25 protein-coding genes are annotated in these 25004 nt (G+C 67.9%); 4 read left to right on the top strand and 21 right to left on the bottom strand.

Features of this window, described 5'->3' with window-relative positions; all coding sequences use genetic code 11:
* Positions 1–85: 85 nt before the first annotated feature.
* From flgL to flgB, 17 genes are all read right to left on the bottom strand, one after another.
* Positions 86–1297: a flagellar hook-associated protein FlgL gene (gene flgL, locus E5P3_RS10425; RefSeq protein ID WP_162585904.1), complete on the bottom strand. Its 1212-nt coding sequence runs from the start codon at positions 1295–1297 to the stop codon at positions 86–88.
* A gap of 38 nt (positions 1298–1335) precedes the next feature.
* The gene (gene flgK, locus E5P3_RS10420; protein WP_162585903.1) at positions 1336–3294 is read right to left on the bottom strand and encodes a flagellar hook-associated protein FlgK; all 1959 of its coding nucleotides are present in this window, start codon (positions 3292–3294) and stop codon (positions 1336–1338) included.
* Between the two features lie 107 nt (positions 3295–3401).
* Entirely contained in the window at positions 3402–4979 is a 1578-nt protein-coding gene (locus tag E5P3_RS10415; RefSeq protein ID WP_162585902.1) for a methyl-accepting chemotaxis protein, read from the bottom strand.
* A 94-nt stretch (positions 4980–5073) separates the two neighbouring features.
* Positions 5074–6858 (bottom strand): methyl-accepting chemotaxis protein, encoded by a 1785-nt coding sequence (locus E5P3_RS10410; RefSeq protein ID WP_162585901.1) that lies wholly within the window; start codon positions 6856–6858, stop codon positions 5074–5076.
* A 27-nt stretch (positions 6859–6885) separates the two neighbouring features.
* Positions 6886–8445, bottom strand: coding sequence for a methyl-accepting chemotaxis protein (locus E5P3_RS10405; RefSeq protein ID WP_162585900.1), 1560 nt, complete (start codon positions 8443–8445; stop codon positions 6886–6888).
* Between the two features lie 154 nt (positions 8446–8599).
* Positions 8600–9124 (bottom strand): chemotaxis protein CheW, encoded by a 525-nt coding sequence (locus E5P3_RS10400; RefSeq protein WP_232073071.1) that lies wholly within the window; start codon positions 9122–9124, stop codon positions 8600–8602.
* Between the two features lie 64 nt (positions 9125–9188).
* Positions 9189–10790: a methyl-accepting chemotaxis protein gene (locus E5P3_RS10395; protein WP_162585899.1), complete on the bottom strand. Its 1602-nt coding sequence runs from the start codon at positions 10788–10790 to the stop codon at positions 9189–9191.
* Positions 10791–10845: 55 nt separating this feature from the next.
* Complete coding sequence (locus E5P3_RS10390) at positions 10846–11352, bottom strand: chemotaxis protein CheW (protein WP_162585898.1); 507 nt, start codon at positions 11350–11352, stop codon at positions 10846–10848.
* A gap of 18 nt (positions 11353–11370) precedes the next feature.
* Entirely contained in the window at positions 11371–12342 is a 972-nt protein-coding gene (flgJ, locus tag E5P3_RS10385) for a flagellar assembly peptidoglycan hydrolase FlgJ (RefSeq protein WP_162585897.1), read from the bottom strand.
* Between the two features lie 9 nt (positions 12343–12351).
* Positions 12352–13455, bottom strand: a complete 1104-nt coding sequence (locus tag E5P3_RS10380) for a flagellar basal body P-ring protein FlgI (RefSeq protein WP_162585896.1) — start codon at positions 13453–13455, stop codon at positions 12352–12354.
* A gap of 142 nt (positions 13456–13597) precedes the next feature.
* Entirely contained in the window at positions 13598–14308 is a 711-nt protein-coding gene (locus E5P3_RS10375; protein ID WP_162585895.1) for a flagellar basal body L-ring protein FlgH, read from the bottom strand.
* On the bottom strand, positions 14305–15087 hold the full coding sequence (gene flgG / locus E5P3_RS10370) for a flagellar basal-body rod protein FlgG (RefSeq protein WP_068675577.1): 783 nt from the start codon (positions 15085–15087) through the stop codon (positions 14305–14307). Before flgG ends, E5P3_RS10375 begins: the two co-directional genes overlap by 4 nt.
* 30 nt (positions 15088–15117) lie before the next feature.
* A complete protein-coding gene (gene flgF, locus E5P3_RS10365; RefSeq protein ID WP_162585894.1) occupies positions 15118–15861 on the bottom strand; it encodes a flagellar basal-body rod protein FlgF in 744 nt (247 codons plus the stop codon).
* Positions 15862–15883: 22 nt separating this feature from the next.
* A complete protein-coding gene (gene flgE / locus E5P3_RS10360) occupies positions 15884–17095 on the bottom strand; it encodes a flagellar hook protein FlgE (RefSeq protein ID WP_162585893.1) in 1212 nt (403 codons plus the stop codon).
* A 71-nt stretch (positions 17096–17166) separates the two neighbouring features.
* A complete protein-coding gene (locus E5P3_RS10355) occupies positions 17167–17850 on the bottom strand; it encodes a flagellar hook assembly protein FlgD (protein WP_162585892.1) in 684 nt (227 codons plus the stop codon).
* Between the two features lie 28 nt (positions 17851–17878).
* The gene (gene flgC / locus E5P3_RS10350) at positions 17879–18295 is read right to left on the bottom strand and encodes a flagellar basal body rod protein FlgC (RefSeq protein WP_162585891.1); all 417 of its coding nucleotides are present in this window, start codon (positions 18293–18295) and stop codon (positions 17879–17881) included.
* 9 nt (positions 18296–18304) lie between these two features.
* On the bottom strand, positions 18305–18712 hold the full coding sequence (flgB, locus tag E5P3_RS10345; protein ID WP_162585890.1) for a flagellar basal body rod protein FlgB: 408 nt from the start codon (positions 18710–18712) through the stop codon (positions 18305–18307).
* 161 nt (positions 18713–18873) lie between these two features.
* On the opposite strand from flgB, the gene flgA reads away from it, so the two are divergent.
* From flgA to E5P3_RS10330, 3 genes are all read left to right on the top strand, one after another.
* Positions 18874–19572, top strand: a complete 699-nt coding sequence (flgA, locus tag E5P3_RS10340; protein WP_162585889.1) for a flagellar basal body P-ring formation chaperone FlgA — start codon at positions 18874–18876, stop codon at positions 19570–19572.
* 85 nt (positions 19573–19657) lie between these two features.
* Positions 19658–19954, top strand: coding sequence for a flagellar biosynthesis anti-sigma factor FlgM (flgM, locus tag E5P3_RS10335; RefSeq protein ID WP_162585888.1), 297 nt, complete (start codon positions 19658–19660; stop codon positions 19952–19954).
* Between the two features lie 14 nt (positions 19955–19968).
* Entirely contained in the window at positions 19969–20418 is a 450-nt protein-coding gene (locus E5P3_RS10330; protein ID WP_232073070.1) for a flagella synthesis protein FlgN, read from the top strand.
* Between the two features lie 6 nt (positions 20419–20424).
* Here the strand turns inward: E5P3_RS10330 and E5P3_RS10325 are convergent, their stop codons facing one another.
* Together E5P3_RS10325 and E5P3_RS10320 are read right to left on the bottom strand one after the other, a co-directional pair.
* Positions 20425–21972, bottom strand: a complete 1548-nt coding sequence (locus E5P3_RS10325; protein ID WP_162585887.1) for an amidase — start codon at positions 21970–21972, stop codon at positions 20425–20427.
* An 8-nt stretch (positions 21973–21980) separates the two neighbouring features.
* Complete coding sequence (locus E5P3_RS10320) at positions 21981–22964, bottom strand: Bug family tripartite tricarboxylate transporter substrate binding protein (protein ID WP_162585886.1); 984 nt, start codon at positions 22962–22964, stop codon at positions 21981–21983.
* 138 nt (positions 22965–23102) lie between these two features.
* Between E5P3_RS10320 and E5P3_RS10315 the strand changes: the two genes are divergently transcribed.
* Positions 23103–24047 carry a LysR family transcriptional regulator gene (locus tag E5P3_RS10315; protein ID WP_162585885.1) on the top strand — a complete coding sequence of 315 codons (945 nt, stop codon included), beginning with the start codon at positions 23103–23105 and terminating at the stop codon, positions 24045–24047.
* A 56-nt stretch (positions 24048–24103) separates the two neighbouring features.
* Here the strand turns inward: E5P3_RS10315 and E5P3_RS10310 are convergent, their stop codons facing one another.
* On the bottom strand, positions 24104–24433 hold the full coding sequence (locus E5P3_RS10310) for a DUF1090 family protein (protein WP_162585884.1): 330 nt from the start codon (positions 24431–24433) through the stop codon (positions 24104–24106).
* A 107-nt stretch (positions 24434–24540) separates the two neighbouring features.
* A complete protein-coding gene (locus tag E5P3_RS10305; RefSeq protein WP_162585883.1) occupies positions 24541–24840 on the bottom strand; it encodes a hypothetical protein in 300 nt (99 codons plus the stop codon).
* Positions 24841–25004 lie beyond the last annotated feature (164 nt).

The following is a 25004-nucleotide window of genomic DNA, read 5'->3' as shown; positions in this document are numbered from 1 at the left end:
TGACCCAGCCACCAACATTCTCGGAGGAAAGCTGCTGCTTGCGTCAACCTGCGCGCTGCCTTTCAAGCCTGGTTTGCCGGCGCGTTCAAAGGTAATTGAACAACGAAATCCCATGCAGCCGCGCAAAGGTCTGCTGCGTCGCCTGCAGCGAGGTCTGGCGCTGCAGGAATTCCGAGATGGCTGCGGCCGGGTCCAGGTCCTGCAGGTCGGACAGATAGCTCTTGTCGATCAGGTCGCGCGAGGCGCCCGCGTCGTCCAGGGCATCGATCTCGTTCATGCGCGAGCCGACCGAGGAGCGGATGGTCAGCACGTTGTCGTGCGCGTTGGTGATCTTCACGTTGCCGGTGGAGAGCGCGTTCTGCAGATGGGCCTGCGCCGCGGCGCCGCCGGCGGCGAGCGGCTGGCGCAGCGCGCTGATCACATCGCCGATGGCCGCGAAGACGTCCGTGCCCGCGTTCTTCGCGGTGGCGACCCGGAAGCTGTCGCCGTCCGCCGGCGTGCCGCTCATGCTGAGCTGAACGCCGCCGAAGGCGATGGGCGTGCCGGGCGTGTAGGGGCCGGTGGCCGCAACGACGGGCGGGGTGTCGTTCGTCGTCACCGTGTAGTTGCCGCCGGCGAAGCTGATGTCGAAGTCCTTGCCGTAGAGGGGCGCCGAGGCATCGGTCACGCCGACCCCGCCGAACACGCCCGAGCCGGTGTTGGCCGCGCTCGCGCTGGCGACATAGCCCGCACTGCCCTGCACCGACTGGAAAACGCTGCGGCCATCGTCGGCGGCTGACATCTGCCGCGCCACGTCGACCTGGATCAGGCGCTGCCCCTGGTCGCCCATGTACTGCACGCCGCCACCGGCCTGCGCCACGAAGGGCGGGTTGGCGCTCTTGTAGCCGGCGAACAGGAACTGCCCGTTGCCGTCGTCGGCATTGGCCACGTTCACCAGCTGGTCGAGGTTGCTCTGCATCGCGGTGGCCAGCGAGGCGCGGTCGGCGTCGGACAGGGTGCCGTTGCCGGCCTGCACGATCATGGTCTTGACGTTCTGCAGGATCTCGGTGGCGGACTTGAGGGCGTCCTCCTCCCGCGACAGCGACAGGGTCGCGCGGCCGCGGCTGGTCGCGTACTGCGAGGACTGCGCGAGCGTATCGGAGACGCCCAGCGCGCGCGCCGACGCGACCGGGTCGTCGGCCGGCGTCAGGAACTTGCTCTCGGCGGCGAGCTGCTGCTGGATCCGGAACAGCTGCTGCTGCTGCGAACCGATGTCGTTCATGCTCCGTGCATAGAAGGATTGGGTGCTGATGCGCATCGCGACTCCTGGAAGATGGTGTGTGGCCCGCGGCGCTGTCAGCCGCGGATGCCGAGGATGGCGTCGAACATGGTCGAGGCGGTCTGGATCACCTTGGCGTTCGCCTGGTACATCTGCTGGTACATCAGCAGGTTGGCGGTTTCCTCGTCCTGGTTCACACCCGAGATCGAGTCGCGGCTGGCGCGGATCTGCTCCGTCACGCTCGTCTGCGTCTGCTCGGCCGTGCGGATCTCCATCGTCCGGTTGCCCACTGCGCTCACCAGCTGCGCGAAGGCGCTGCCGAAGGTGGAGGTGCCGCCATCCATGGCGGTCTTCTTCTGCAGCGCGCCGAGCAGCAGCGCATTGCTGCCGTCGGAGACGCCGCCGCTGTTGTTCTTGATGGTGAAGGTGTCGCCATCGGCGGGCGCGCCCGTCATCTTGACGGTGATCCCGTCGAAGCTCATCAATGCGCCGGCCGTGTAGGGCACGGGGTCGCCGGCGGCATAGACGGTCGAGGTCCCGTCGGCCAGGGTCACGGTGACCGCGGAAGTCGCCGGGAAGCCCGACAACTCGCCGGTGGCGGCGTCGAAGCTCAGGGTCACCGGCGCCGCGAGCGGCGCGGCCAGGTAGCCCGCGTCGACCGTGGGCGCGCCCAGCGCGCCGTTGCCCTGGTTGCCGGCGGTGTTGCCCGCAATCAGCGGCGAGGCCGCGGCCACCTTGGCCGGATCGATCACCAGCACGTCGACGTCGCGCGCGCCGGTGCGCGTGGGCTGCACCAGGAAGCGGTCGCCGGCCTGCGCCGTGCCGCTGGCCACGCTGAGGCTGACGCCGTCGAAGCTGATCGGGAAGGCCGCGAAGGTGCCGATCACCTGTTTGTCGGTGAGGCGCGTGACCGAGTAGTTGAGCACGCCCGCCACGTCCTTCACTTCCACCGCGTAGTCGCTGATGCTGAGCTGCGAGGTGTCGGTGATGCTCGCGCCGAGCACCATGTCGCCATTGTTGTGGGCGTTGGTGAACACGCCCGGCGCGGCCTGCGAGAAGAAGTCGGTGCCCAGCACGCCGTTGAGGTCGATGCCCAGCTTGTGCTGGTCGTTGAAGCTGTCGGTGAGCGCCATGGCCAGGCGGCCGATGGCGTTCTGCGAGGTGCTGAGCGTCTCGTTGCGGAAGGCCATCAGCCCGCCGATGGAGCCGCCGCTGAACACGCTGTCGGCTAGCTCCGTAGCCGTGCCGTTGATGCCCACCAGCGACAGCGCCGTGCGAGTCGGGTCGGCTGCGGAGGGACCGGCCTTGAGCGACATCGCCTGGTCGCCCAGCACCAGCGACTGGCCGTTGCCGATGAAGACGTTGTACTTGCCGCCGTCCTGTTCCAGCACCTTCACGTCCACCAGCTTGCCCAGTTGGTTGACCAGCTGGTCGCGCTGGTCCAGCAGGTCGTTGGGGGGCTGGCCGCCGGCCACGGCGCTCAGCTGGCCGATCTGGTGGTTGAGGGTGGCGATCTGCTTGGCGTAGGTGTTGATCTCGCCCACGCTCCCCTGGATCTGCTCGTTGGCCGAGGTGTTGAGGTCGCTGAGGTACTGGTCGGTGGCGCGGAACTTGTTGGCCAACGCCTGCGCGGAGCTGATGAGCTGCTGGCGCGCCGCCGGGTCGGCCGGCGTGTTGGCCACGCCCTGCACGCTGGAGAAGAAGCCTTGCATCAGCGGCGAGAGGCCGGAGGTCTTGTCGGCCAGCAGCGAGTCGATGCGGCTGATCTGCGCGTTGTAGCTGGCGAGCGCGGCCCCCGAGGCCTCGGCGCCGTTGAGCTGCGAGGTGAGGTAGGCGTCGTAGCTGCGCGCCACCGTGGTGACGCGGGCGCCCGTGCCGACGAAGCCCGAGGCCAGGCCGATGGCGCCGTTGCTGGCGATCATCGAGGTCTGGCGGCTGTAGCCCGCCGTGTAGACGTTGGCCGTGTTGTGCGCCGTGGTCATGAGCGCGCTGCGGGCCACGCTCAGGCCCGTCAGGCCGGTATAGAACATCGACATTGCTTTACCTGTAGGGATATCTGTTCCGGAAAGGGGGCGCGGCGCGGCGGCCGGCCCGTTTCCTGTTTATCGGCAGCGGCGGCCGAAGCTGAAGGCGGGCCCTGAGCTCATGCAGCGAGCCTGAACGCGCTCACGGTCTGCACCAGGCTGCCGGCCTGTTCCTGCATCGATTGCGCAGCGGCAGCGGCCTCTTCCACCAGCGCCGCGTTCTGCTGCGTCACCTGGTCCATCTGCGTGATCGCCTGGTTGATCTGCTCGATGCCTTGCGTCTGCTCGTGGCTCGCCGCGCTGATCTCGCCCACGATATCGGTCACGCGGCGGATGCTGCCCACGATTTCTTCCATCGTCTTGCCGGCTTCGCCCACCAGCGCGGTGCCGGCATCGACCTTGCCCACCGAGTCGTCGATCAGGCCCTTGATTTCCTTGGCGGCTGCGGCCGAGCGCTGCGCGAGGTTGCGCACTTCCGATGCCACCACCGCGAAGCCCCGGCCCTGCTCGCCGGCCCGCGCCGCTTCCACCGCAGCGTTGAGCGCGAGGATGTTGGTCTGGAAGGCGATGCCGTCGATCACGCCGATGATGTCCACGATCTTCTTGGATGAGGCGTGGATCGAGGCCATGGTGTCCACCACCTGGTCGACCACGCTCCCGCCCTTCACCGCCACTTCGGAGGCCGAGAGCGCCAGCTGATTGGCCTGCCGTGCGTTGTCCGCGTTCTGCTTGACGGTGGAGGTCAGCTCTTCCATCGAAGCGGCCGTCTGCTGCAGGGAGCTGGCCTGCTCTTCGGTGCGCGACGAGAGATCCTGGTTGCCCGAGGCGATCTCGCCGGATGCCGTCGCGATCGCATCGCTCGAATGCTTGATCCTGACCACGACGTCGGTCAGCTGGTCCTGCATCTGCTTGATCGAGTGCAGCACGCTGCCTTGGGCGGCCGTCTCCGCCGCCACGCCCACCGTGAGATCGCCATCCGCGATGCGGCCCACCACGTCGGCTGCATAGGCCGGCTCGCCGCCGAGCTGGCGCGACAGCAGGCGGGCCACCACCACGCCCAGGCCCACGCTGGCAACCAGGCCCACCAAGGTCATCGCCATGATCAGCAGGCGCGAGGTCTTGAAGGTGCCCTCGGCACTCTCCATGCTGGCCTTGGCCATGCCGTCGGCATGCTTCACCATCTGGGTGAGCACTTCCTCGACCGCGCGCGAATCCTTCAGCAGCTGTGTGCTCTCCTCAGCCACGCGGCCGTCGAACTGCGAGCTGTCCAGCGACTGTTTGGAGATCAGCTCGACGAACTCGCCCATGCGCTTGCGCAGCGGCTGCACCAGTGCCTCGTAGCGCTCGTGAAGCTTGGCGCCCGCCTCGCTTTCGAGCAGTACCGGCTTGATCTGGGCCATGCGCTCGCCCAGCTCGGCGCCGGCCTTCCTGAGCTCTGCGATGCCGGCATTGCGCTCGCCCTTGGTCGAGGCCGACAGCAGGCTCATCTGCGCGCGGCTGGCATACAGCAGGTGGATGTTGGCCGCCTGCGCCGCTTCGAGCGTGCGCATCTCATGGTTGTAGAGCCTTCCGGTCGATGCGCTGATCCGGCTCATGTGAAAGATGCCGAGCGCGCTGACCACGGCGCCCAGCGCCGCGACCACCAGGAAGGCGAGGATCAGCTTGACGCTGACACGAAGCTCTTGGAACCACTGCATTTTCTTCTTCCTTCATGTGGGCCCATGAACTCGGGCCGGACCCACGGTTTATCGGCGGGCCGGGCCCGAAATTGAGTGCTGCCGATTGATCACCCTAGAACTCCGTCCAGTCGCCGGCCGGTGCCGCGCTCGCAGCCTGCGGGAGCGCCTTGGGCGCGGCCTTGGCTGGGGCGGGCGCCGGGCCCTTGATGGCCGGCGTGACGCGCTTTGGCAGCACGGGCGCCCGGCTCACTGGCGTACCTCCGCCTTCGGCTGCGGTGCTCTTCGCCTTCGCAGCGGCCGTGCGGCTCTTGTCCTGCGCGTGTGCCAGCACCATCGCCGCAGGCTCGTCGTGGCCGAGCTTGAAGACGCGCACCGACTCGACCAGGCTGGCGGCCTGCTCCTGCATGGAGTGCGCAGCGGCCGAGGCCTCTTCCACCAGCGCCGCGTTCTGCTGCGTCACCTGGTCCATCTGGCTGATGGCCTGGTTGACCTGCTCGATGCCCTGGGTCTGCTCCTGGCTGGCCGAGGTGATCTCGCCCATGATGTCGGTGACGCGCTTGACGCTGTCGACGATCTCTTCCATGGTGCGGCCGGCCTCGGCCACCTGCCTGCTGCCCTCCTCGACCTTGTCCACCGAATCGTCGATCAGGGCCTTGATCTCCTTGGCCGCGGCCGCCGAACGCTGCGCCAGGTTGCGCACTTCCGAGGCCACCACCGCGAAGCCGCGGCCTTGCTCGCCGGCCCGCGCTGCTTCCACCGCGGCATTGAGCGCCAGGATGTTGGTCTGGAAGGCGATGCCGTCGATGACGCCGATGATGTCGACGATCTTCCTGGACGAGGCATTGATCGACCCCATGGTGCCCACGACCTGCGAGACCACGCTACCGCCCTTGACCGCCACTTCCGAGGCCGAGAGCGCCAGCTGATTCGCCTGCCGCGCGTTGTCCGCGTTCTGCTTGACGGTGGAGGTCAGCTCTTCCATCGAGGCCGCCGTCTCTTCCAGCGAACTGGCCTGCTCCTCGGTGCGCGAGGAGAGGTCATGGTTGCCCGCCGCGATCTGGCCCGAGGCGGTGGCGATGGTGTCGGTGCCGGCGCGCACCTGGCCCACCACGCGAGCCAGGCTCTCGTTCATGTTCTTGAGCGCGTGCATGAGTTGCCCGGTCTCGTCGCGCGACTGCACCTCGATGCGGGTGCCGAGATCGCCGCTCGCCACCGTCTCGGCGACCTTCACCGCCTGGCCCAGCGGCCGGGTGATGCTGCGCGCGATCAGGAAGGCGCAGAGCCCGCCGACCAGCAGCGTCAGCGCCGTCATCAGGACGCGTAGGTTGAAGCCGCGCGCGTTCGCCGCGTCGATGGCGTCGCTCGTGTCGTCGATGGCCTTGCGTTCCATCGACAGCAGTCCCAGCACCTGGCTCTCGTAGGCCTTGGCGGCGGGTTGGAACACGTCCTTGAACACGCGCTCGGTCTCTGCCGCATCGCCGCTGGCCTTGGCCTTCTGCACCGCGTCCTTGGCGAGCTGGTACTTGGCCCGCAGCTCGACGATGGATTTGAAGGTGGCCTTCTCCTGGTCGGTCACCAGCAGGGCCTCGACCTTGGCCATGGTTTCGGCACCCTTCTTCACGCTGTCGGAGATGACTTCGGCGAAGGTGACGGGCAGGGTCGCATCCGTGGTCTTCGCGATCATCGAGGTCCGTGCGATGGCCGAGTAGGTCAGCACGTACCAGTCGGAGATCAGCCGCTCCTTGGCCAGCGGGCCTTGCATCATCTGGCGCGTGGCCTCGGCGTTCTTGTTGGCGCTGATCAGCGCGATGGCGGCGGAAGCCAGGGTCAGGGCGAGCACGAGGCCGAAGCCCAGGGCCAGGCGCGTCCCTATGCGGAGGTTGGAAAGAAACTTCATGATGCGATTCCGGTTGGGGGGAAAGATTCAGCCGAGGCTCGGCTCCGTTGTCTTCAGCCTGAACACGCTGACGGCTTGCACGAGGCTGCCGGCCTGCTCCTGCATCGATTGCGCCGCGGCGGCAGCCTCTTCCACCAGCGCCGCGTTCTGCTGCGTCACCTGGTCCATCTGCGTGATCGCCTGGTTGATCTGCTCGATGCCTTGCGTCTGCTCGTGGCTCGCCGCGCTGATCTCGCCCACGATGTCGGTCACGCGGCGGATGCTGCCGACGATTTCTTCCATCGTCTTGCCGGCTTCGCCCACCAGCGCCGTGCCGGCGTCGACCTTGCCCACCGAGTCGTCGATCAGGCCCTTGATTTCCTTGGCGGCTGCAGCCGAGCGCTGCGCGAGGTTGCGCACCTCGGACGCCACCACCGCGAAGCCCCGGCCCTGCTCGCCGGCCCGCGCCGCTTCCACCGCAGCGTTGAGCGCGAGGATGTTGGTCTGGAAGGCGATGCCGTCGATCACGCCGATGATGTCGACGATCTTCTTGGACGAGGCATGGATCGAGGCCATGGTGTCCACCACCTGGCCGACCACGCTCCCGCCCTTCACCGCCACTTCGGAGGCCGAGAGCGCCAATTGGTTCGCCTGCCGCGCGTTGTCCGCGTTCTGCTTGACGGTGGAGGTCAGCTCTTCCATCGAAGCCGCGGTCTGCTGCAGGGAGCTGGCCTGCTCTTCGGTGCGCGACGAGAGATCCTGGTTGCCCGAGGCGATCTGGCCCGATGCCGTCGCGATGGTGTCGGTGCCCTCGCGCACCTCGCCCACCACCCGCGCCAGGCTCGCGTTCATGTTGCGCAGCGCGCTCATGAGCTGGCCGGTCTCGTCGCGCGAGTCCGCTTCGATGCGGGCGCTGAGGTCGCCGCTCGCCACGGTCTCGGCGACCCTGACGGCCTCGCCCAGCGGCCGGGTAATGCTGCGCGCGGTCAGCCAGGCGCACAGGACGCCCAGCACCAGCGCCACGGCCGACAGCACCATCATCAGCATGCGCCCGCCATGGTGGTCCCTCGCAATGCCGGCAGTGGTCGCATCGATCTGCTCGCGCTCGTAGGCCGCAATCCTGGACACCGCCTCTTCATAGACGCTGAGCGCGGCGGAGAAGCGGGTGTCGGCCAGCTGGTTGGCGCCTGCCGCATCACCGCCGGCCTTGAGCTTGACGATCTCGGCCAGGGTCTCCAGGACGACCTTGCGCGCCTCGGCCACCTGGCCGTAGAGCTTCTTCTCCTCCGGCGCGCTCAGCAGCTCCTCCAGCTTCTTCTGCACCGGATTGATGCGCTGCGAGGTCTCGAGCCGGGCCTTGGCGAAATGGGCTTCGGTGCCGGGTTCGGTGGCCTTGGCCATCGCGAAGGTCTGCACGATCGCCGCGCCCAGCAGTTTGGCCCATTCGCTGGCCAGCCGCTCCTTGACCAAGGCGCCGCGCACCATGTCGTCGGTGGCATTGCCCACGCTCTGCAGGCGCAGCACCCCGACGCCCGAGGTGGCAGCCAGCAGCAGGAGCACCACGGCGAAGCCGAGGCCCAGGCGCGTGCCGATCTTCCAGTTCTTCATTTCAGTATTCCTTCTCGTCGTGCGGAAATCGCGGCCGGCGGAGCCAGGCCCGTTGGTGAAACACCGTCGGAACCGGCTTCGCCGGGCCGCTGGTGTTGCCCCCGGCAGGGGGTGGGCGGCTACACCAAGTGAGCCAACCTGGGGGAGAGCCAGATCAGGCAGCGATCCTTTCCACCAGGCCCATCTCCTCGCTCGACATCAGCCGATCGATGTCCACCAGGATCAGCATCCGCTCCTCCAGCGTGCCCAGCCCGATCAGGTAGTCGGTGTCCAGCGCCGAACCCATCTCCGGCGCAGGCTTGATCTGCTCCGCGCCCAGCGTGATCACGTCCGACACGCTGTCCACCACCATCCCCACCACGCGCCCGCCGATGTTCAGCACGATCACCACCGTGAACTGGTCGTACGTCGGCGCGCCCAGCGCGAACTTGATGCGCATGTCGATGATCGGAACGATGATCCCGCGCAGGTTCACCACCCCCTTGATGAATTCCGGCGCGTTCGCGATGCGCGTCACCGCGTCGTAGCCGCGCAGCTCCTGCACCTTCTGGATGTCGATGCCGTATTCCTCCTCGCCCAGCGTGAAGGCCAGGAATTCCAGCGGGCGGCCGCCGGAGGCGAGGGAGGCGACCGTGCCGGGCACGGCCTGGTGGGCGGATTCGTGGGTCTTGTTCAGCATGTCTTGATCTCTCTGAAGAAATTCGCGGGTTCGGTGGCCAACCGGCTGTTGGCGCGGTGCTCGATCAGTTATCGGCAGTTGCGCGCCAGTCTTGAGGCTCGCGCTCGAAAACAAGTGCACGCGTGCGGACATCCAGCTTGAACACGCTCACCGCCTCGACCAGGCTGCCGGCCTGTTCCTGCATCGACTGCGCGGCGGCGGCGGCCTCTTCCACCAGCGCCGCGTTCTGCTGCGTCACCTGGTCCATCTGCGTGATCGCCTGGTTGATCTGCTCGATGCCCTGCGTCTGCTCGTGGCTCGCCGCGCTGATCTCGCCCACGATATCGGTCACGCGGCGGATGCTGCCCACGATCTCTTCCATCGTCTTGCCGGCTTCGCCCACCAGCGCCGTGCCGGCATCGACCTTGCCCACCGAGTCGTCGATCAGGCCCTTGATTTCCTTGGCTGCGGCCGCAGAGCGCTGCGCGAGGTTGCGCACTTCCGATGCCACCACCGCGAAGCCGCGGCCCTGTTCGCCGGCGCGGGCGGCCTCGACCGCGGCGTTCAAAGCCAGAATGTTGGTCTGGAAGGCAATCCCATCGATCACGCCGATGATGTCGACGACCTTCCTCGAGGAGGCATGGATGGAAGCCATGGTGTCCACCACCTGGTTGACCATATGGCCTCCCCTCACCGCCACTTCCGAGGCCGAAAGCGCCAGTTGATTGGCCTGCCGCGCGTTGTCGGCGTTCTGCTTGACGGTGGAGGTCAGCTCTTCCATCGAGGCGGCCGTCTGCTGCAGGGAGCTCGCCTGCTGCTCGGTGCGCGTCGAGAGGTCCTGGTTGCCTGAAGCGATCTGCGTGGAGGCCGCCGCGATGGTGTCCGTGCCGTTGCGCACCTGGCCCACCACGCGCGCCAGGTTGGCGTTCATGCCCTGGAGCGCCTGCATGAGCAGGCCGGTCTCGTCGCTCGTCTTCACCACCACCTCGCTGCGCAGGTCGCCGACGGCCACGGTCTGGGCCACCTGCACCGCCTCGTTGAGCGGGCGCGTGATGCTGCGCGTCAGCAGCCAGGCCAGCACCGCGCCAAGTGCCAGCGCGACCAGGGCCAGCGCAATCACGTTCACGCGCCCCGAACGGTAGAGCGCGTCGATGGAACCGGCGGCGAGGTCGATGCGCGCGGCCTGGTGCGTCAGCATGCTGCGGATGCTGGCGTCATAGGCGTCGAGCATCGGGATCAGCTTCTCGTTGGTGAGCCGTGCCGCCTCGTCCTGCCGGCCCTCCGTCTTGAGCTTGAGGATGCCGTTGCGCAGGCCCAGGTATTCGCTGCGCCGCTTCTTGATCTCGGCGCTGATCGCCTGCTCCTCGGGCGTGTCCAGCAGCTCCTCGAGCTTCTTCTGCGTCTGCGAGATGAGCGCGCTGGTCTTGGTGATGTTCTTCTGCAGGTAGTCCTGCACTTCGGCGTCGTTGCTCTTGAGCAGCGCGAAGGTGCGCACGCTGTTGTTGCTGGTGTTCTGCAGCCAGGTCGCGGCCAGGCGCTCCTTCACCAGCGAGCGCTGCACCATCTCCTCGGTCGCCTCGCCCACGTTCTGCAGGCGCAGCACGCCGATGCCCGCGACGATGGCCAGCAATGCCAGCACCAGCGCAAAGCCGATGCCCAGGCGGGTGCCGATCTTCCAGTTCTTCATCTCACTCCCTTTCACCGGCGCCCGGCCGGCTCTCTCGTTGAACCAATGTGCCCAGTCAGCCTGCGATCATTTCGATCAGGCCCATCTCCTCGCTCGACATCAACTTGTCGATGTCCACCAGGATCAGCATCCGCTCCTCCAGCGTGCCCAGCCCGATCAGGTAGTCGGTGTCCAGCGCTGCGCCCATCTCCGGCGCAGGCTTGATCTGCTCCGCGCCCAGCGTGATCACGTCCGACACGCTGTCCACCACCATCCCCACCACGCGCCCGCCGATGTTCAGCACGATCACCACCGTGAATTGGTCGTACGTCGGCGCGCCCAGCGCGAACTTGATGCGCATGTCGATGATCGGAACGATGATTCCGCGCAGGTTCACCACCCCCTTGATGAATTCCGGCGCGTTCGCGATGCGCGTCACCGCGTCGTAGCCGCGCAGCTCCTGCACCTTCTGGATGTCGATGCCGTATTCCTCTTCGCCCAGCGTGAAGGTGACCACCTCCAGCCGGTTGCCGACGGGTGCCGGGATGTCGGCCTGCGGGCGCAGGCTTGCGATTTCAGCCATGGAGGTATTCCTTTAGGTTCAGGTGAACTTCTGCATGATGCGAACGAGCTTGTGCCCGTACTGCGGATCGGTGGCGTAGCCCGCCTTCTGCAGGCCGTGCGCGGCCGCGGCCGGGTCGTCGGTGGCCAGCACGTTGGCGTAGCGCGGGTTGCGCGTGATGAACTTCGCGTAGTCGGTGAAGGCCTCCTCGTAGGAGCCGTAGGCCCGGAACTTCGCGCGCACCTTCTGCGGCTCCCCGTCCACGTACTCGGTCGTGGTGGTCTCGACCGTCGGGCCCTTCCAGCCGCGATCGGCCTTGATGCCGAACAGGTTGTAGCTCTGCGTGCCGTCGTCGGCGCGGATCTCGCGCTTGCCCCAGCCCGATTCGAGCGCGGCCTGCGCCAGGATCAGCGGCGCGGGCACGCCGCTGGCTTCGCTCGCGGCCTGGGCCGAGGCGCCCATTCGCTCTACGAAGGCGTCGACCTTGCCCTGCAGCGAATCCACCGTGGCGGGCGGGCGCTCGACGTTGCTCTGGTACAGGCTCAGGTCCGCGGAGCGCCGCGCCGCCGGCACCGCTGCCGGGGTGGGCGACGAGCCCAGCGGAATGCCCGCCTGCGGCTTGAGCGCGAAGGCGCCCGGCGGCGCGAGCGACATGCCCGCGGCATCGCCATCGCCCTGCGGCACGGACGATGGAAGGCTGCGGCTCAGTTGCGCGAGCATCGCCTCGGCCAGCCCCACGCCGCGCCCCGACAGGTTCTGCGTGAGCTGCTGGTCGAACATCGAAAGGTAGAGCTTCTCGTTCTGGCTGTCGAGCAGGCCGCTCTGCGGCACCGCCTGGCGCATGCTCTTGAGCACCATGTTCATGAACAGCGCCTCGAACTGCCGCGACACCTGCTTCAGCCCCTCCTCGGGCGAGCTGCGCACGGTGCGCCGCAGGGCGTCGACGCCCTGCACGTCGAGCGCGAAGCGCTGGTCGAGCGCGGCGCTGCGGTTGTCGGTGGTCATCCCCATGCCGCGGCCTCAGATGATCTCGAGTTCTGCGCGCAGTGCGCCCGCGCTCTTCATCGCCTGCAGGATGGAAACCAGGTCCTGCGGATTGGCGCCCAGGCTGTTCAGGCCCTTGATGACGTCCGAGAGCGAGGCTCCGCCACGCACCATCTGCAGCGCGCCCCCGCCCTGCGAGACCGAGATCTGCGATGTTTGCGCCACGACCGTGGAGCCGCCCGAGAAGGGCCCGGGCTGGCTGATCACGGGTTCGGTGTTGATGACGACCGAGAGATTGCCGTGCGCCACCGCGCAGTCGTTGACGCGCACCGCCTGGTTCATCACCACCGAGCCGGTGCGCGCGTTGATCACCACGCGGGCCACCGCCTGCATCGGCGTCACCTCGATGTTCTCCAGGCGGGCAAGGAAGCCGACGCGCTCCTGCGTCTGCGGGGCACGCACGCGGATCATGCGGGCATCGGCCGCTTCGGCGATGCCGGGGCCGAGTTGGCGGTTGATGGCTTCCACCACGCGCTGCGCGGTGCCGAAGTCGGAGCGGTTGAGCTCGAGCGAGAAGGTGCCCTCGCCGCCCACCGGCGCTTCCACCGTGCGCTCCACCAGCGCGCCGCCGGGAATGCGGCCCGAGCTCAACTGGTTGATCTGCACCTTGCTGCCGCTGGCCGAGGCACCGGCGCCGCCCACCACCATGTTGCCCTGCGCGATCGCATAGGTCGCGCCGTCCACGCCCTTGAGCGGCGTCATCAGCAACGTGCCGCCGCGCAGGCTCTTGGCGTTGCCCATGGAGGAGACCGTGACGTCGATGGTCTGGCCCGGCCGCGCGAAGGACGGCAGCGTGGCCGTGACCATCACCGCCGCCACGTTCTTGAGCTGCATGTTCACGCCCGCCGGGATGCTGATGCCCAGCTGCTGCAGCATGTTGTTCAGGCTCTGCGTGGTGAAGGGCGTCTGCATGGTCTGGTCGCCCGTGCCGTCGAGGCCCACCATCAGGCCGTAGCCGATCAGCGGGTTGTCGCGCACGCCCTGGATGCTGGCCAGCTCCTTGATGCGCTCGGCATGCGCGGGAGACGTCAACACACAAAGCGCTGCAATCCCGGTCATCAAATATCGCGACAAGCTCATAAACAAACTCTCTCTTTCAGAGCGGCACCGGAACGGGCCGCGTTCGGGGGACACCGCGGAACCGGCTTTGCCGGGCCGCTGGTGTCGCCCCCGGTGAGGGGGTGGGCGGCTACACGAAGTGAGCCAACCTGGGGGAGAGCCATCAGAACGGCATGACGTTCAGGAAGAAGCGCTGCATCCAGCCCATGTGCTGCGCCTCGTCGATGTAGCCCTTGGCCGTGTACTCGATGCGCGCATCGGCCACCAGCGTGGAGGGCACGGTGTTGCTGCCCGAGACGGTGCGCGGGTTCACCACGCCCGAGAAGCGGATGAACTCGGTGCCCTGGTTGATGCCCATCTGCTTCTCGCCGGACACCAGCAGGTTGCCGTTGGGCATCACGTCCACCACGGTGACGGTGATCACGCCGTTGAAGGTGTTATTGGCGTTGGCGCCGCCCTTGGCGGTGAGGATGTTGTTGCCCGAGAGCTTGGCGTCCTGGTCGTCCAGCAGCCCACCGAGCAACTTGGGAATGGTCGGGAACGCGGCGGTGAGGCTGCCGTTGCGGCTGGCGTTGGCACCCGAGTTCTTGCTGGCATTGACCTTCTCGCTGATGACGATGGTCAGGATGTCGCCGATGTTGCGCGGCCGGCGGTCCTCGAACAGCGCATTGGCGCCCGGCCCGTCGCGGAAGATGGCGCCGGTGGCGCGCGGCGCCGGCAGGGGCGCGTAGGGGTTGGCGCGCGCCGTCATCGGCTGGTGCACCAGCGGCTCGCGCGGGATCTGCGCGCAGCCGGCGGCCAGCAAGACACCCAACAACGCCACCACACCCCTTCCAGCGACACCGCGGAACCGGGCCAACCTGCGGGAGGTCATAGCTGGGCCAGCCTTTGCAGCATCTGGTCGGAGGTCTGCACCGCCTTGCTGTTGATCTCGTACGCGCGCTGCGTCTTGATCATGTTGACGAGCTCCTCGACCACGTTCACGTTGGACGATTCCACGTAGCCCTGGCTGAGGATGCCCGCGCCCTCCAATCCCGGATTGAGCTGATTGGGCGCGCCGGAGGAATCGGTTTCGGCATACAGGTTCTCGCCCAGGCTCTGAAGGCCCGTAGGGTTGAGGAAAGTCGCGAGCTGCAGCTGGCCGATCTGCACGGTCGCGGTGCTGCCCGCCTGCGTGACGGACACCATGCCGTCGCGTCCGATGGTCAGGCCGGTCGCGTTCTGCGGAATGGTGATGGCCGGCTGAATCGGGAAGCCGCTCGCGGTGACCAGCTGGCCGTCGCGGTCGGTCTGGAAGGAGCCGTCGCGTGTGTAGGCGGTCGTGCCATCGGGCATCAGCACCTGGAAGAAGCCGTCGCCGTTGATGGCCACGTCCTTGGGGTTGTCGGTCTTGGTCATGTTGCCCTGCGCATGGAGGCGCTCGGTAGCGACCACCCGCACGCCGGTGCCCACCTGCAGTCCGGAAGGCAGGCGCGTCTGGTCGGAGGTCTGGCCGCCGACCTGGCGCAGGTTCTGGTACATCAGGTCCTCGAACACCACGCGGCTGCGCTTGAAGCCGGTGGTGCCGACGTTGGCCAGGTTGTTGGATATCACGTCCAGCTGGGCTTGCTGGGCATCGAGGCCGGTCCTCGCGATTTCGAGCGAACGTGTCATGGTGTGTGGGTCCTTGTTTCTGAATGGGGATCAGCCGTACGCGAGGAGCTTGTTGGCCGACTGGGCGTTCTCGTTCGCGGTCTGCATCGACTTCATCTGCATCTCGAAGCTGCGCGCCTGGGCGATCATGGAAACCATGGCCTCGACCGGATTGACATTGCTGCCCTCGACCGCGCCGCTGACCACGGCCACGGCCGCGTCGGCCTCGGCCGGCGGCAGGCCCTCGCGCATGCGGAACAGGCCGTCCTCGCCGCGCACCAGGTCCGCGGTCGGCGGGTTGACCAGCTTGAGGCGGCCGACCTCGGCCACGCCCACCAGCGGATCGCCCGCGCCACGCGCGGTGATGGCGCCGTTGGCGGCGATCTGCACCTGGGAGCCGGGCGGCACCACCAGCGCGCCGCCCTCGCCCACCACAGGACGCGCGCCCATGGTCAGCAGTTGGCCGTCGGCGCCGACCTGCAGGTTGCCCACGCGGGTGTAGGCCTCGCCACCGTCCGGCGTCTGCACCACCAGCCAGCCGTCGCCCTGGACCGCGACATCGAGCTCGCGGCCGGTCTGCGTCAGCGGGCCGTGGCTGAAGTCGGCGCCCGGCGTGGTGGCGACCACGAAGGCGCGCGTGGTCGGCTCCTCGCCCACCACCGGCACCGCGCGGAAGCTGTTGACCTGCGCGCGAAAGCCCGGCGTCGAGACGTTCGCCATGTTGTTGGCGACCGAGGCCTGCTGTTCCATGGCCTGCTTGGCGCCGCTCATGGCGACATAGAGCATGCGGTCCACTGGGTGCTACTCCTGCGGCCGCTCAGCGGATGTTGATGAGCGTCTGGACCACCTGGTCCTGCGTCTTCACCGTCTGCGCGTTGGCTTGGTAGCTGCGCTGGGCAACGATCAGGTTCACCAGTTCGGAGGTGAGGTCCACGTTGGATGCCTCGAGCGCGCCCGATTCGAGCGAGCCCTGCTTGGTGCCCTCGCCCGGCGTGCCGGTGAGCGCCGAGCCCGAGGCCTGCGTCTCGGCCCAGGCGTTGCCGCCCTTGGGCTCCAGGCCGTTGGGGTTGGCGAAGCTGGACAGCACCACCTGGCCCATCAGCTTGGTCTGCTCGTTCGAGAACTTGCCGGTGATGGTGCCGTCGGGATTGATCGAGAAGGCGGTCAGCGTGCCGGAGGTGTAGCCGTCCTGGCTGAGCTTGGTCATGCCGTTGGCATTGCCGAACTGGGTGGTGCCCGACAGGTCCACGGCCATGTTCATGACGGCCGAGCCGTTGCCGAAGTCCAGGCCCGCGATGTTGAAGGTCCCGCCGGCAGGAGCCGTGAGATTGCCGTTGGTGTCGAAGGTGAGATTGGTGATGGCGCCGGCGCCGATGGCCGCGCCGTCGCCCTGGGCGTACACGCTCCAGGCGTTGGGCCCGGTCTTCACGAAGTAGGCGGTGAGCTCGTGCGGGTTGCCCAGCGAGTCGTACACCGGGCCGATGGAGTTGGAGTAGTTGAAGGTGCCGGAGTCGGCGGCATCGAAGGGCGTCTTGCTCGGCACGGCCAGGCGCGAATCGAGGTTGAACTCGGCTTGCACGCCGGTGGTCGCGTTCGGGTTCATCGAGGTGGTCTGCACCTGCAGTGCGGTGGGCGTGCCGCCGGAGAGGCCGCCGGCCGCCGTCACGCCGTAGCCGGTGAGGCGCAGGCCCTGGCTGTTGACGATGAAGCCTTCCTTGTCGCGGGTGAACTGGCCGTTGCGCGAGTACATGACTTCGCCGCTGGGGCTGGAGAGGCGGAAGAAGCCGTCGCCGTTGAGGATGGCCACGTCGAGCGGGCGGCTGCTGGTCTGCGTGACGCCCTGGGTGAAGTTCTGCACCACGCCCGAGACCGAGGCGCCGAGCCCGATGCGCGAACCGGCGTAGATGTCCTGGAAGGTGGCGGCCGCCGACTTGTAGCCCACGGTGCCCGAGTTGGCGATGTTGTTGCCGATGACGTCGAGGTTGGCGGCGGCCACGTTCAGGCCGCTGATGCCCTGGGAGAAACTCATGATCGATCCTTGTTGCTGTGCGTGGATGAAGCGGCCCCTGCGTCCACGCGAGAGGCCCGGGAGAGAAGAGTTCAGAGGTACATGCGGACGTCGTCGAGACTGATGCTGCGGCCGTTGGCCAACTCCAGCGTGACCCCGTTCGCGCCCTGCTTGACGGCCGCGACCTGCGCGAAGGTGAGCGCGGTGGCCTCGACGTTCGTGCCGTCGTTGGTGGCGACCACGGAGAAGCTGTAGTTGCCGGCCGGCACCGCGGAGCCGTCGTCGGCCTTGCCGTCCCAGGTGACGGCGTTGACGCCCTCGGTCATGGAGCCGAGTTCGAGGGTGCGCACGGTATGGCCTGCGGCATCGACGATCTTGACCTGCACGTCGCCGGCCGTGCCGGGCAACTGCACCGCGAAGGGCACGGGCGCGGGCTCCTCGCCGTCCTTGGGCGCGGAGGTGCCGATCTGGTTGCCGGGCGAGAGCACGTTGTAGCCGATCAGGGACGCGGCCTGCAGCACCTGGTTGGAGCCGGTCTGGTTGACCAGGCCGGACAGCGTGCTGTTGAGCTTCTCGATGCCGCTGACCGTGCTCATCTGCGCAAGCTGCGAGGTGAGCTCGGCGTTTTCCATGGGGTTGAGCGGGTCCTGGTTGTTGAGCTGCGTCACCAGCAGCTTGAGGAAGCGCTGTTCGCTGTCGGAGCCGCTCACGGTGTTGCTGTTCTGGGTGGTCGAGCTGGTTCCGTTGAGGGAAGAGAGGGCGTCGTTGATGGCCATGGCGGGGGGCTTGCTTGTTGTCGAAGGATTACTGGCCGACCGTCAGGGTCTTGAGCATCAGCGTCTTGGCGGTGTTGAGCACCTCGACGTTGGCCTGGTAGCTGCGCGAGGCGGAGATCATGTTGGTCATCTCCTCGACGACGTTCACGTTGGGCATGCTCACGTAGCCCTGCGCGTTGGCATGCGGGCTCTTGGGGTCGTAGACCATCCTGGGGGGCGAGCTGTCCTCGACCACGCCGGAGACCTTCACGCCGCCGATGTCCTGCTGGCCCGAGGCCGCGACCTCGAACATGACCTGCTTGGCGCGGTAGGGCTGGCCGTCGGGGCCGGCCACGCTCTCGGCGTTGGCCAGGTTGCTCGCGGTCACGTTCATGCGCTGCGACTGCGCGGCCATCGCGGAGCCGGCGACGTCGAAGATGTTCATGGAGGCGCTGGGCAATGGCATCGCGGCTCCTTATTGCTGCGCCGCCGCCAGCAGCGACTTGATCTTGGCGCTCATGACCGTGAGGTTGGCCTCGTAGCGCATCGCGTTGTCGGCGAAGGCGATGCGTTCGGCATCCATCTCGACGGTGTTGCCGTCGATGCTGGACTGCGCCGGCACGCGGTAGAGCAGGTCGGCATCGGGCATCGCCGAGGCCTCACCGTGCAGGTGGCGCGCCGAGGTGGTGGCCATGCTCATCGAGGCGCCGCCGCGGCCCTGCTCCACGGCCTGGCTGAGCCGGCTCGCGAAGTCGAAGTCCCGTGCCTTGTAGTTGGGCGTGTCGGCATGGGCGATATTGGCGGCCAGCACTTCCTGGCGCTGGACCCGGAGGTTCAGGGCTTCGCGGCTGAACCGAAGCGCTGCATCCAGCTTGTCGATCATGGGAGCTCCATCGTTGGCGTCGCGGCCAGGGGAAGGCGTGGCGACAGATGGAAAGCGAGTCTATGCACGACCCGCTTTTGCAATGGGTCGAACAAAGGGGCATTTGGCGTGCACTTCGCACCTTGCCGCGAGCCCTTCGGTTCCTAGAATCTGACCCACCGATGATGGACAAGACCCGCCTATTCCTTCGCTTTCTCTCGGTCGTCCTGGCTGGCGGCCTGAGCGCCGGCGCCAGCTCGGCCGCGCCGCCGGACGGCGGCGATGCGCGCGGCGTGGTCGAGCAGTTCCTGAAGACACAGACCGCCGGCCTGCCGGGCCAGGCCCGCATCCGCGTGACGCTGCGCTCGCCCCTGCCGGCCTGCGAGGCGCTCGAAGCATTCCTGCCGAACGGAGCCTCCGCCTGGGGCCGCGTCTCGGTCGGCCTGCGCTGCCCGGGCGAGCGGCCCTGGACGCGCTACGTGCAGGCGCACGTCGCGCTCGAAGGCCGCTACCTGGTGGCCGCACGCGCCATCGAGGCCGGCCAGCCGCTGCGTGCCGGCGACGTGGCGGCGCGCACCGGGGACCTGACGGCGCTGCCGAAGTCGATCCTGGGCGACCCCGCCGAGCTCAAGGGTTTGGTGGCCGCCAACCGCATCGCGCCCGGCGCGCCGCTGCGGCGCGAGCAGTTGCGCGGCACGGTCGTGATCCAGCAGGGCCAGACGGTGCAGGTGGTCGCGGAAGGGGTCGGCTTCACCGTCAGCACCGAGGCGCGCGCCCTGAGCCGCGCGGAGATCGGCGCCGCCGTCCGGGCCAAGACCCGGGACGGCCGCCTGGTCAGCGGGGTGGCCGACGAGGAGGGCCAGATCCGGCTGGCCCAATGAGGGGCCGTTACAACCCTCCCGTACTTCGACCCTAAAGTTCGTGCCTGGCCTGCCGATAAAGCGATCAGCCCTTTGAGGAACCATCTTGAAAATCGACCAACCCGCCTCCTCGGCCACCTCCATCTCCCGCACCGCCAAGGGCGCCAAGGCCCAGCCGGCCGCCGGCGCCGAGGCCGCCGAACAGGCCAAGGACGCAGTGCAGCTGTCCTCGGCCCAGGTTCATTCGCTGCCCAGCGGCCCGAACACCGACTTCGATGCGGCGCGCGTCGCCGACATCCGCAAGGCCATCCTCGCCGGCGAGTACACGGTGCATCCCGAGCGCATCGCCGACGGCCTCCTGAAGAACGTGCGCGACCTGCTCAGCGGCAAGAACGAGGGCTGAGAAAGATGAGTGCCATGCTGCTGCCCCATCTGCTGGCCGAGAAGGCCTGCGTGGAAGAGTTCCTCGGCGTGCTGGCGCAGGAGGAGCGGGCCATGCAGGACGGCCTCTTCAACGACCTGGCGCCGCTCACCGAACGCAAGGCCGCCCTGCTCGACCGCATGACGGCGCTGGACCGGGCCCGCGAATCGGCCCAGGTGGCGATGGGCTTCGAACCCGGCCGCGCCGGAGCCGACGCCGCCGCGACGGCGGCCGGGACCACCGCGCAGGAGGCCTGGGCCGCCCTGCTGCAGCTCGCCGAGCGCGCCAAGGCCGGCAACCGCCGCAACGGCGCCATGGTCCATGGCCACCTCGACTTCACGCGAAACGCGCTGCACTACCTGCAAGCGGCGGCCCTGCCCTTCTACGGGCCGGACGGGATCCGCAAGGCGGTGGGCGGGATGGGGACGCGGCTGGCGCTGGGCTAGTTCACGTTAGACCACCGAAACCGACGCCCGGTCCGAGGCACTCGCAGCAGGCTGCGCATCGGGCGCGGCGGTGACGATGGATCGGAGTGGCGGCTGCGGCCGCGACTTCACCAGTGCGTGCAGGTCCGGGCGCGGGCGGCGAAGCTCGGCGCTCGACGAGAACGCCCGCTCCATCGCGTGCGCGGCGCCCAGGACCTGATGGTCTGATCTGAAGCCCCCGACGATCTGCAGCCCGAAGGGCATGCCCGCATGATCGACACCGCACGGCAGCGAGAGCGCGGGATGGGTGACCAGCGTCACCACGTAGGTCAGCGCCAGCCAGCGGTAATAGTTCTCCTGCCGTTCGCCGTTGATCGTGTCCGCGTAGAGCTGCGTCCACGGAAAGGGCGAGACGGGCGTGGTGGGCGACAGGATCAGGTCGACATCCGCGAAGACGTCCTGGAACTTCCGGATCAGGCGGGTCTGCTCGGCCTGCGCCCAGGCGCTGTCCAGCAGGCTCATCCGCAGGCCCATCTCGTAGTTCGCGCGGGAGTTGGGGCCGAGGTTGTTCGGGTCCTTCTCGTACGCAGCCTGCATGCCAGCGACGAAGGCCTCGGCGCGCAGCACGTCGAAGCACTTGTGAACCTCGCCGAGGTCGAGCCGGATCTCGTCGCAGCGCTGGAAGTGATGCCGCATGCTCTCGATCTTGCGGCGGAAGGTGATGCGGATGTTCTCGTCCACCGCACAGGTGCCGAAGTCCTCTGTCCATGCCACGCGCAGCCGGCTCAGGTCGACGTCGGCGGGCTTCTGGAAGGAAAGCGCGTCGAGCGGATAGCTCAGCGGGTCGCCCGGGTGCATGCCGGCCGATGCGGCCAGTTGCAGGCAGGCGTCCTCGACGGTTCGCCCCATCGGGCCCACGACCGAGATCGGCGTCCAGCCCAGCAGCTTGCGCACGCTGGGCACGATACCGGGGGAGGGCCTGAAACCCACCACGCCGCACTTGGCGGCGGGGATGCGGAGGGACCCGCCGGTGTCGGAGCCGGTGCAGACCGGCAGCATGTCGCAGGCCAGGGCGGCGGCGGACCCGCCGGAGGATCCTCCCGCATTGAGATCCGGATTGAAGGGATTGCCGGTCGCGCCCCAGACCGCGTTGCGTGAGTTGGCGCCCGCGCCCATCTCGGGGACGTTCGTCTTCCCGGCCACGATCGCCCCGGCCCGGCGCAGACGCGCCACCAGCTCGATGTCCTCGGCCGGCACATGGTTGCGGAACAGGGGCGAGCCCCAGGTGGTGAGAAGGCCCTCCGTGGGCTCGAGATCCTTCACGCCCAGGGGCAACCCGTGCAGAAGCCCGAGGGGGTCGCCGGCCATGACGGCCGCCTCGGCGGCGAGTGCTTCGCGACGCGCGCGCTCGAAGCAGGTGGCGGTGATGGCATTCACGAACGGGTTCACCTTCTCGATCTGCGCGATGCATGCCTCCAGCAGCTCCACCGGCGAGAGTGCCTTGGTACCGATGAGGCGGCGCAGCTCGACCGCGGAGGTCTCGACGAGTTCGCCGGCAGCCGTAGGCACGAACATGGCCATGCTCAGTCCGCCGTGATGTTGGACCGGGCGGCCACGGCACGCATCAGCGGCAGCTCCCTGTTGATCAGTTCGCTGGCCGCGGCCGCGTTGCTGTAGGCCGGCTCCAGTCCCGCCGCGACCAGCTTCGCGCGAGTGTCCGGATCGGCCATGGTGACCGCCAGCGCCTTCTCGAGCCTGGCCTTGGTGGCGGGCGGCAGGCCCTTGGGTCCGGCGACGATGAGCCAGGTGTCCATGTCGATGCCGGGGTAGCCGCTCTCGCCCATCGCAGGCACGGCCGGCAGCAGCGCCGAGCGCTTCGCAGTCGTCACCACGATCGCCTTGACCTTTCCTCCGGCCAGCTGCGGAATGGCGGCGCTCACCGTGTCGACGCTGAACGGGATCTGCCCGCCGATGAGATCGGTCATGGCCGGCGCGCTCCCCTTGTAGGGCACGTGCGTCATCTTCAGCCCGGCGGCATTCAGGAGGGTCTCGCCGGCGAAGTGCGCGGTAGTGCCGCTGCCGAACGAGCCGTAGGCGTATTTGCCCGGCGAGGCCTTCACGTAGTCGACGAACTGCTTGAAGTTCTGCACGGGAACGTCCTTGTTCGCCAGCAGGATGAGGGCGGTGCGACCGGCGATCCCGATCGGGTCGAAGCCCTTGACCGGGTCGTAGGGCAGGTTGCTGCGGATCGCCGGGTTGACCGTGAACGTGGTGCCCGAACTCACCAGCAGCGTGTAGCCGTCCGGCGCGGCCTTGGAGACGTAGGTCGCGCCGATGATGGTCCCGGCGCCCGCGCGGTTGTCGATCACCACCGGTTGGCCCAGCTCCCTGCCCAGGCGCGCTCCGATCACACGGCCCAGCACGTCGGTGGCCCCGCCGGGCGGGAAGGGGATCACCAGCGAGATCGGCCGCGATGGGAAGTCGCCTTCGGCAGCGACGACTTTCGTGCCGACCATGCCTAGACAGGAAGCCAGCGCACAGCCGGCCAGGAGGGAGAGGATCTTCATCGGGCTCTTGCAGATCGGAAGAAAGAGGGATTGGAAGAAAGCGCCGCGGAGCAGTTGTCATTCATCGTAGAAGTGAGCATGCGTTGCATCAAGCGCCATGTTTAGAATCTTTCGTTGCCGAAATCGCAATCCACACCCATGGCTGGCCATTTGCTCCAGGAGACCGCCGTGCGCTACTTCCTCGAAGTCGTGCGGACTGGCTCGGTCAAGGAAGCGGCCTCGAAGCTGAACGTGGCCCCGTCCGCGGTGAGCCGCCAGGTGGCGCGCCTCGAGCGCGAGATGGACAGCCTGCTGTTCGAACGCCACGCCCGCGGCATGGTGCCCAACGCCGCAGGGGAACTGCTGGCAGCGCACGCCAAGCGGGCGCAGCAGGACAACGAGCGCGTGCTGAACGACATCTCCGCGCTACGCGGCCTGCGCAGCGGCTTCGTGCGCGTGGTCAGCGCCGAGGGGTTCGCCTTCGATTTCATTCCGACGCTCATCGCCCGCTTCCAGGAAAAGTACGAAGGCATCCGCTTCCACCTGGAGGTCTGCGGCCAGCGAGACATCCCGCGCCGCATCCGCGACGCAGAGGCGGACGTCGGCGTCACCCTGAGCTCGGTTCCGGAGGCTGGCATCCAGGTGGAACTGCGCCATCCGAGTCCCATCCTTGCCGTCATGTCCCGCGAGCACCCGCTGGCCGGGCAGGGCCAACTTTCCCTGAGCCAGGTGGCCGCGTACCCGCTGGCACTTCCGCTGCCCAACAGCTCGATCCGGCAACTGCTCGACATCAGCTGCAGCAGGCAGGGCCTGCAGTACCGGATCGCCATGTCGAGCAACCACGCCGATGCGCTGGTGAGCTTCGCGGGTGCAGCACGCGAGTGCATCGCGTTCTATGGCGAGCTGTCCATTCGGACCCGGCTTCTAGCCAGGACGCTGGTGGCGGTTCCGCTGCGCGACCGGGAGATGAACGAACGCCATTTCGAGGTGGAGACGCTGGCCGGGCGGGCGCTGTCCGACGCGGCCAAGGGCTTCGTGCGTTTCCTGATCGACGCGATCCGCGCTGAAACGTTGCTGCCCGCAGCTCGTTCGAAATCCCGATAGCACGCGGGGAGGCAGTCCGGCAGCGTGAGGGTCGTTGCCCCTCCGGTCTTGCGACGTCAACCGCCGCGCGTCAGCTCGCGAAGCTCCTCCTCGGCTCGCTCGAGCTCGAGCCGCAACCCCCGGATTTCCCGCTCCAGCCTCTCGATGCGCGCCGCCCGGCTCTGTGCCGGTGCCAGCGTCTTGCAACGGGCCTGCAGTGCGGCCAATTCCTCGGCAAGTTCCCGCCGGCGCAGCATCTGGCCCCTGGAGCGGGCCACGGCCATTTCCTGCTCGAGTGCCTCCTCCTCGGCTTTGCAGGCAGCGGTGTCGACCTGGCCTGCCGGCTGCGCCATTGCAGGCGCCGCTACCGCGAGCGCGATGGCCAGGAAAGAGGATTTGACGCGCATGCCGGTACCGGTGGTGGAGGGGGTGGGGCCGAGTTTGCCAGCAACTTCCCTGCGCCCGGCCCTGCACACCGGATTCTGCCTCCGGGGGCTGCCCCCGCCCCCTCCGCTCAGCGGCGATACGGGTTGTGCGGGTTGCGGTCGTAGCGATTGGGCACGCCGTCACCGTCGCTGTCCCGGCGCGCATGGCGGTAGCCGGCACGACGGTCGTGCCGATAGTAGTCGGCGCGATGGTCATGACGCGGGTGGTAGCCATGGCGGACGATGGGCCGCGGCGGTGCAGGCGGAACGACGATCACGTGAGGGCGATAGCCGCGGTCCCCATGGTGGGGTTGCGCCTGTGCGGGAGCGCTCAATGCGGCCAATGCAACCACGGCTGCGGTGCCCACTGCGAAAAACATCTTCTTCATGGCGGCTCCTTGGAGGAGTTGTTCAGGAGCCCCGATACTGCAGGCCCAAGGTGAAGCACGTGTAAGGCTGCGGCGAAGTTCGATGAACTCTTCTGCCAGGCTCGGAGTTGGATCCTTGGTCGGAAGGTCCGAAGCAATGGCCTTGCAAGAGAGCCCGCGCTTAA

The sequence above is a fragment of the Variovorax sp. RA8 genome (assembly GCF_901827175.1).
Taxonomy (GTDB): domain Bacteria; phylum Pseudomonadota; class Gammaproteobacteria; order Burkholderiales; family Burkholderiaceae_C; genus Variovorax.
Note: the sequence above shows the minus strand (reverse complement) of the source record. Positions and strands in the feature narration are given on the sequence as shown.

Coding starts and splice junctions, on each gene's coding strand:
- E5P3_RS10390 (WP_162585898.1), bottom strand. CDS start 11,352: ATGGCTGAAATCGCAAGCCTGCGCCCGCAGGCCGACATCCCGGCACCC.
- E5P3_RS10305 (WP_162585883.1), bottom strand. CDS start 24,840: ATGAAGAAGATGTTTTTCGCAGTGGGCACCGCAGCCGTGGTTGCATTG.
- E5P3_RS10310 (WP_162585884.1), bottom strand. CDS start 24,433: ATGCGCGTCAAATCCTCTTTCCTGGCCATCGCGCTCGCGGTAGCGGCG.
- flgC (WP_162585891.1), bottom strand. CDS start 18,295: ATGCCATTGCCCAGCGCCTCCATGAACATCTTCGACGTCGCCGGCTCC.
- E5P3_RS10415 (WP_162585902.1), bottom strand. CDS start 4,979: ATGCAGTGGTTCCAAGAGCTTCGTGTCAGCGTCAAGCTGATCCTCGCC.
- flgA (WP_162585889.1), top strand. CDS start 18,874: ATGATGGACAAGACCCGCCTATTCCTTCGCTTTCTCTCGGTCGTCCTG.
- flgL (WP_162585904.1), bottom strand. CDS start 1,297: ATGCGCATCAGCACCCAATCCTTCTATGCACGGAGCATGAACGACATC.
- flgG (WP_068675577.1), bottom strand. CDS start 15,087: ATGACACGTTCGCTCGAAATCGCGAGGACCGGCCTCGATGCCCAGCAA.
- E5P3_RS10325 (WP_162585887.1), bottom strand. CDS start 21,972: ATGTTCGTGCCTACGGCTGCCGGCGAACTCGTCGAGACCTCCGCGGTC.
- flgB (WP_162585890.1), bottom strand. CDS start 18,712: ATGATCGACAAGCTGGATGCAGCGCTTCGGTTCAGCCGCGAAGCCCTG.
- flgJ (WP_162585897.1), bottom strand. CDS start 12,342: ATGGGGATGACCACCGACAACCGCAGCGCCGCGCTCGACCAGCGCTTC.
- E5P3_RS10400 (WP_232073071.1), bottom strand. CDS start 9,124: ATGCTGAACAAGACCCACGAATCCGCCCACCAGGCCGTGCCCGGCACG.
- E5P3_RS10355 (WP_162585892.1), bottom strand. CDS start 17,850: ATGGCCATCAACGACGCCCTCTCTTCCCTCAACGGAACCAGCTCGACC.
- E5P3_RS10375 (WP_162585895.1), bottom strand. CDS start 14,308: ATGACCTCCCGCAGGTTGGCCCGGTTCCGCGGTGTCGCTGGAAGGGGT.
- E5P3_RS10410 (WP_162585901.1), bottom strand. CDS start 6,858: ATGAAGTTTCTTTCCAACCTCCGCATAGGGACGCGCCTGGCCCTGGGC.
- E5P3_RS10315 (WP_162585885.1), top strand. CDS start 23,103: ATGGCTGGCCATTTGCTCCAGGAGACCGCCGTGCGCTACTTCCTCGAA.
- E5P3_RS10330 (WP_232073070.1), top strand. CDS start 19,969: ATGCTGCTGCCCCATCTGCTGGCCGAGAAGGCCTGCGTGGAAGAGTTC.
- E5P3_RS10395 (WP_162585899.1), bottom strand. CDS start 10,790: ATGAAGAACTGGAAGATCGGCACCCGCCTGGGCATCGGCTTTGCGCTG.
- E5P3_RS10320 (WP_162585886.1), bottom strand. CDS start 22,964: ATGAAGATCCTCTCCCTCCTGGCCGGCTGTGCGCTGGCTTCCTGTCTA.
- E5P3_RS10405 (WP_162585900.1), bottom strand. CDS start 8,445: ATGAAGAACTGGAAGATCGGCACGCGCCTGGGCCTCGGCTTCGCCGTG.
- flgE (WP_162585893.1), bottom strand. CDS start 17,095: ATGAGTTTCTCCCAGGGCATCAGCGGCCTGAACGTGGCCGCCGCCAAC.
- E5P3_RS10380 (WP_162585896.1), bottom strand. CDS start 13,455: ATGAGCTTGTCGCGATATTTGATGACCGGGATTGCAGCGCTTTGTGTG.
- flgK (WP_162585903.1), bottom strand. CDS start 3,294: ATGTCGATGTTCTATACCGGCCTGACGGGCCTGAGCGTGGCCCGCAGC.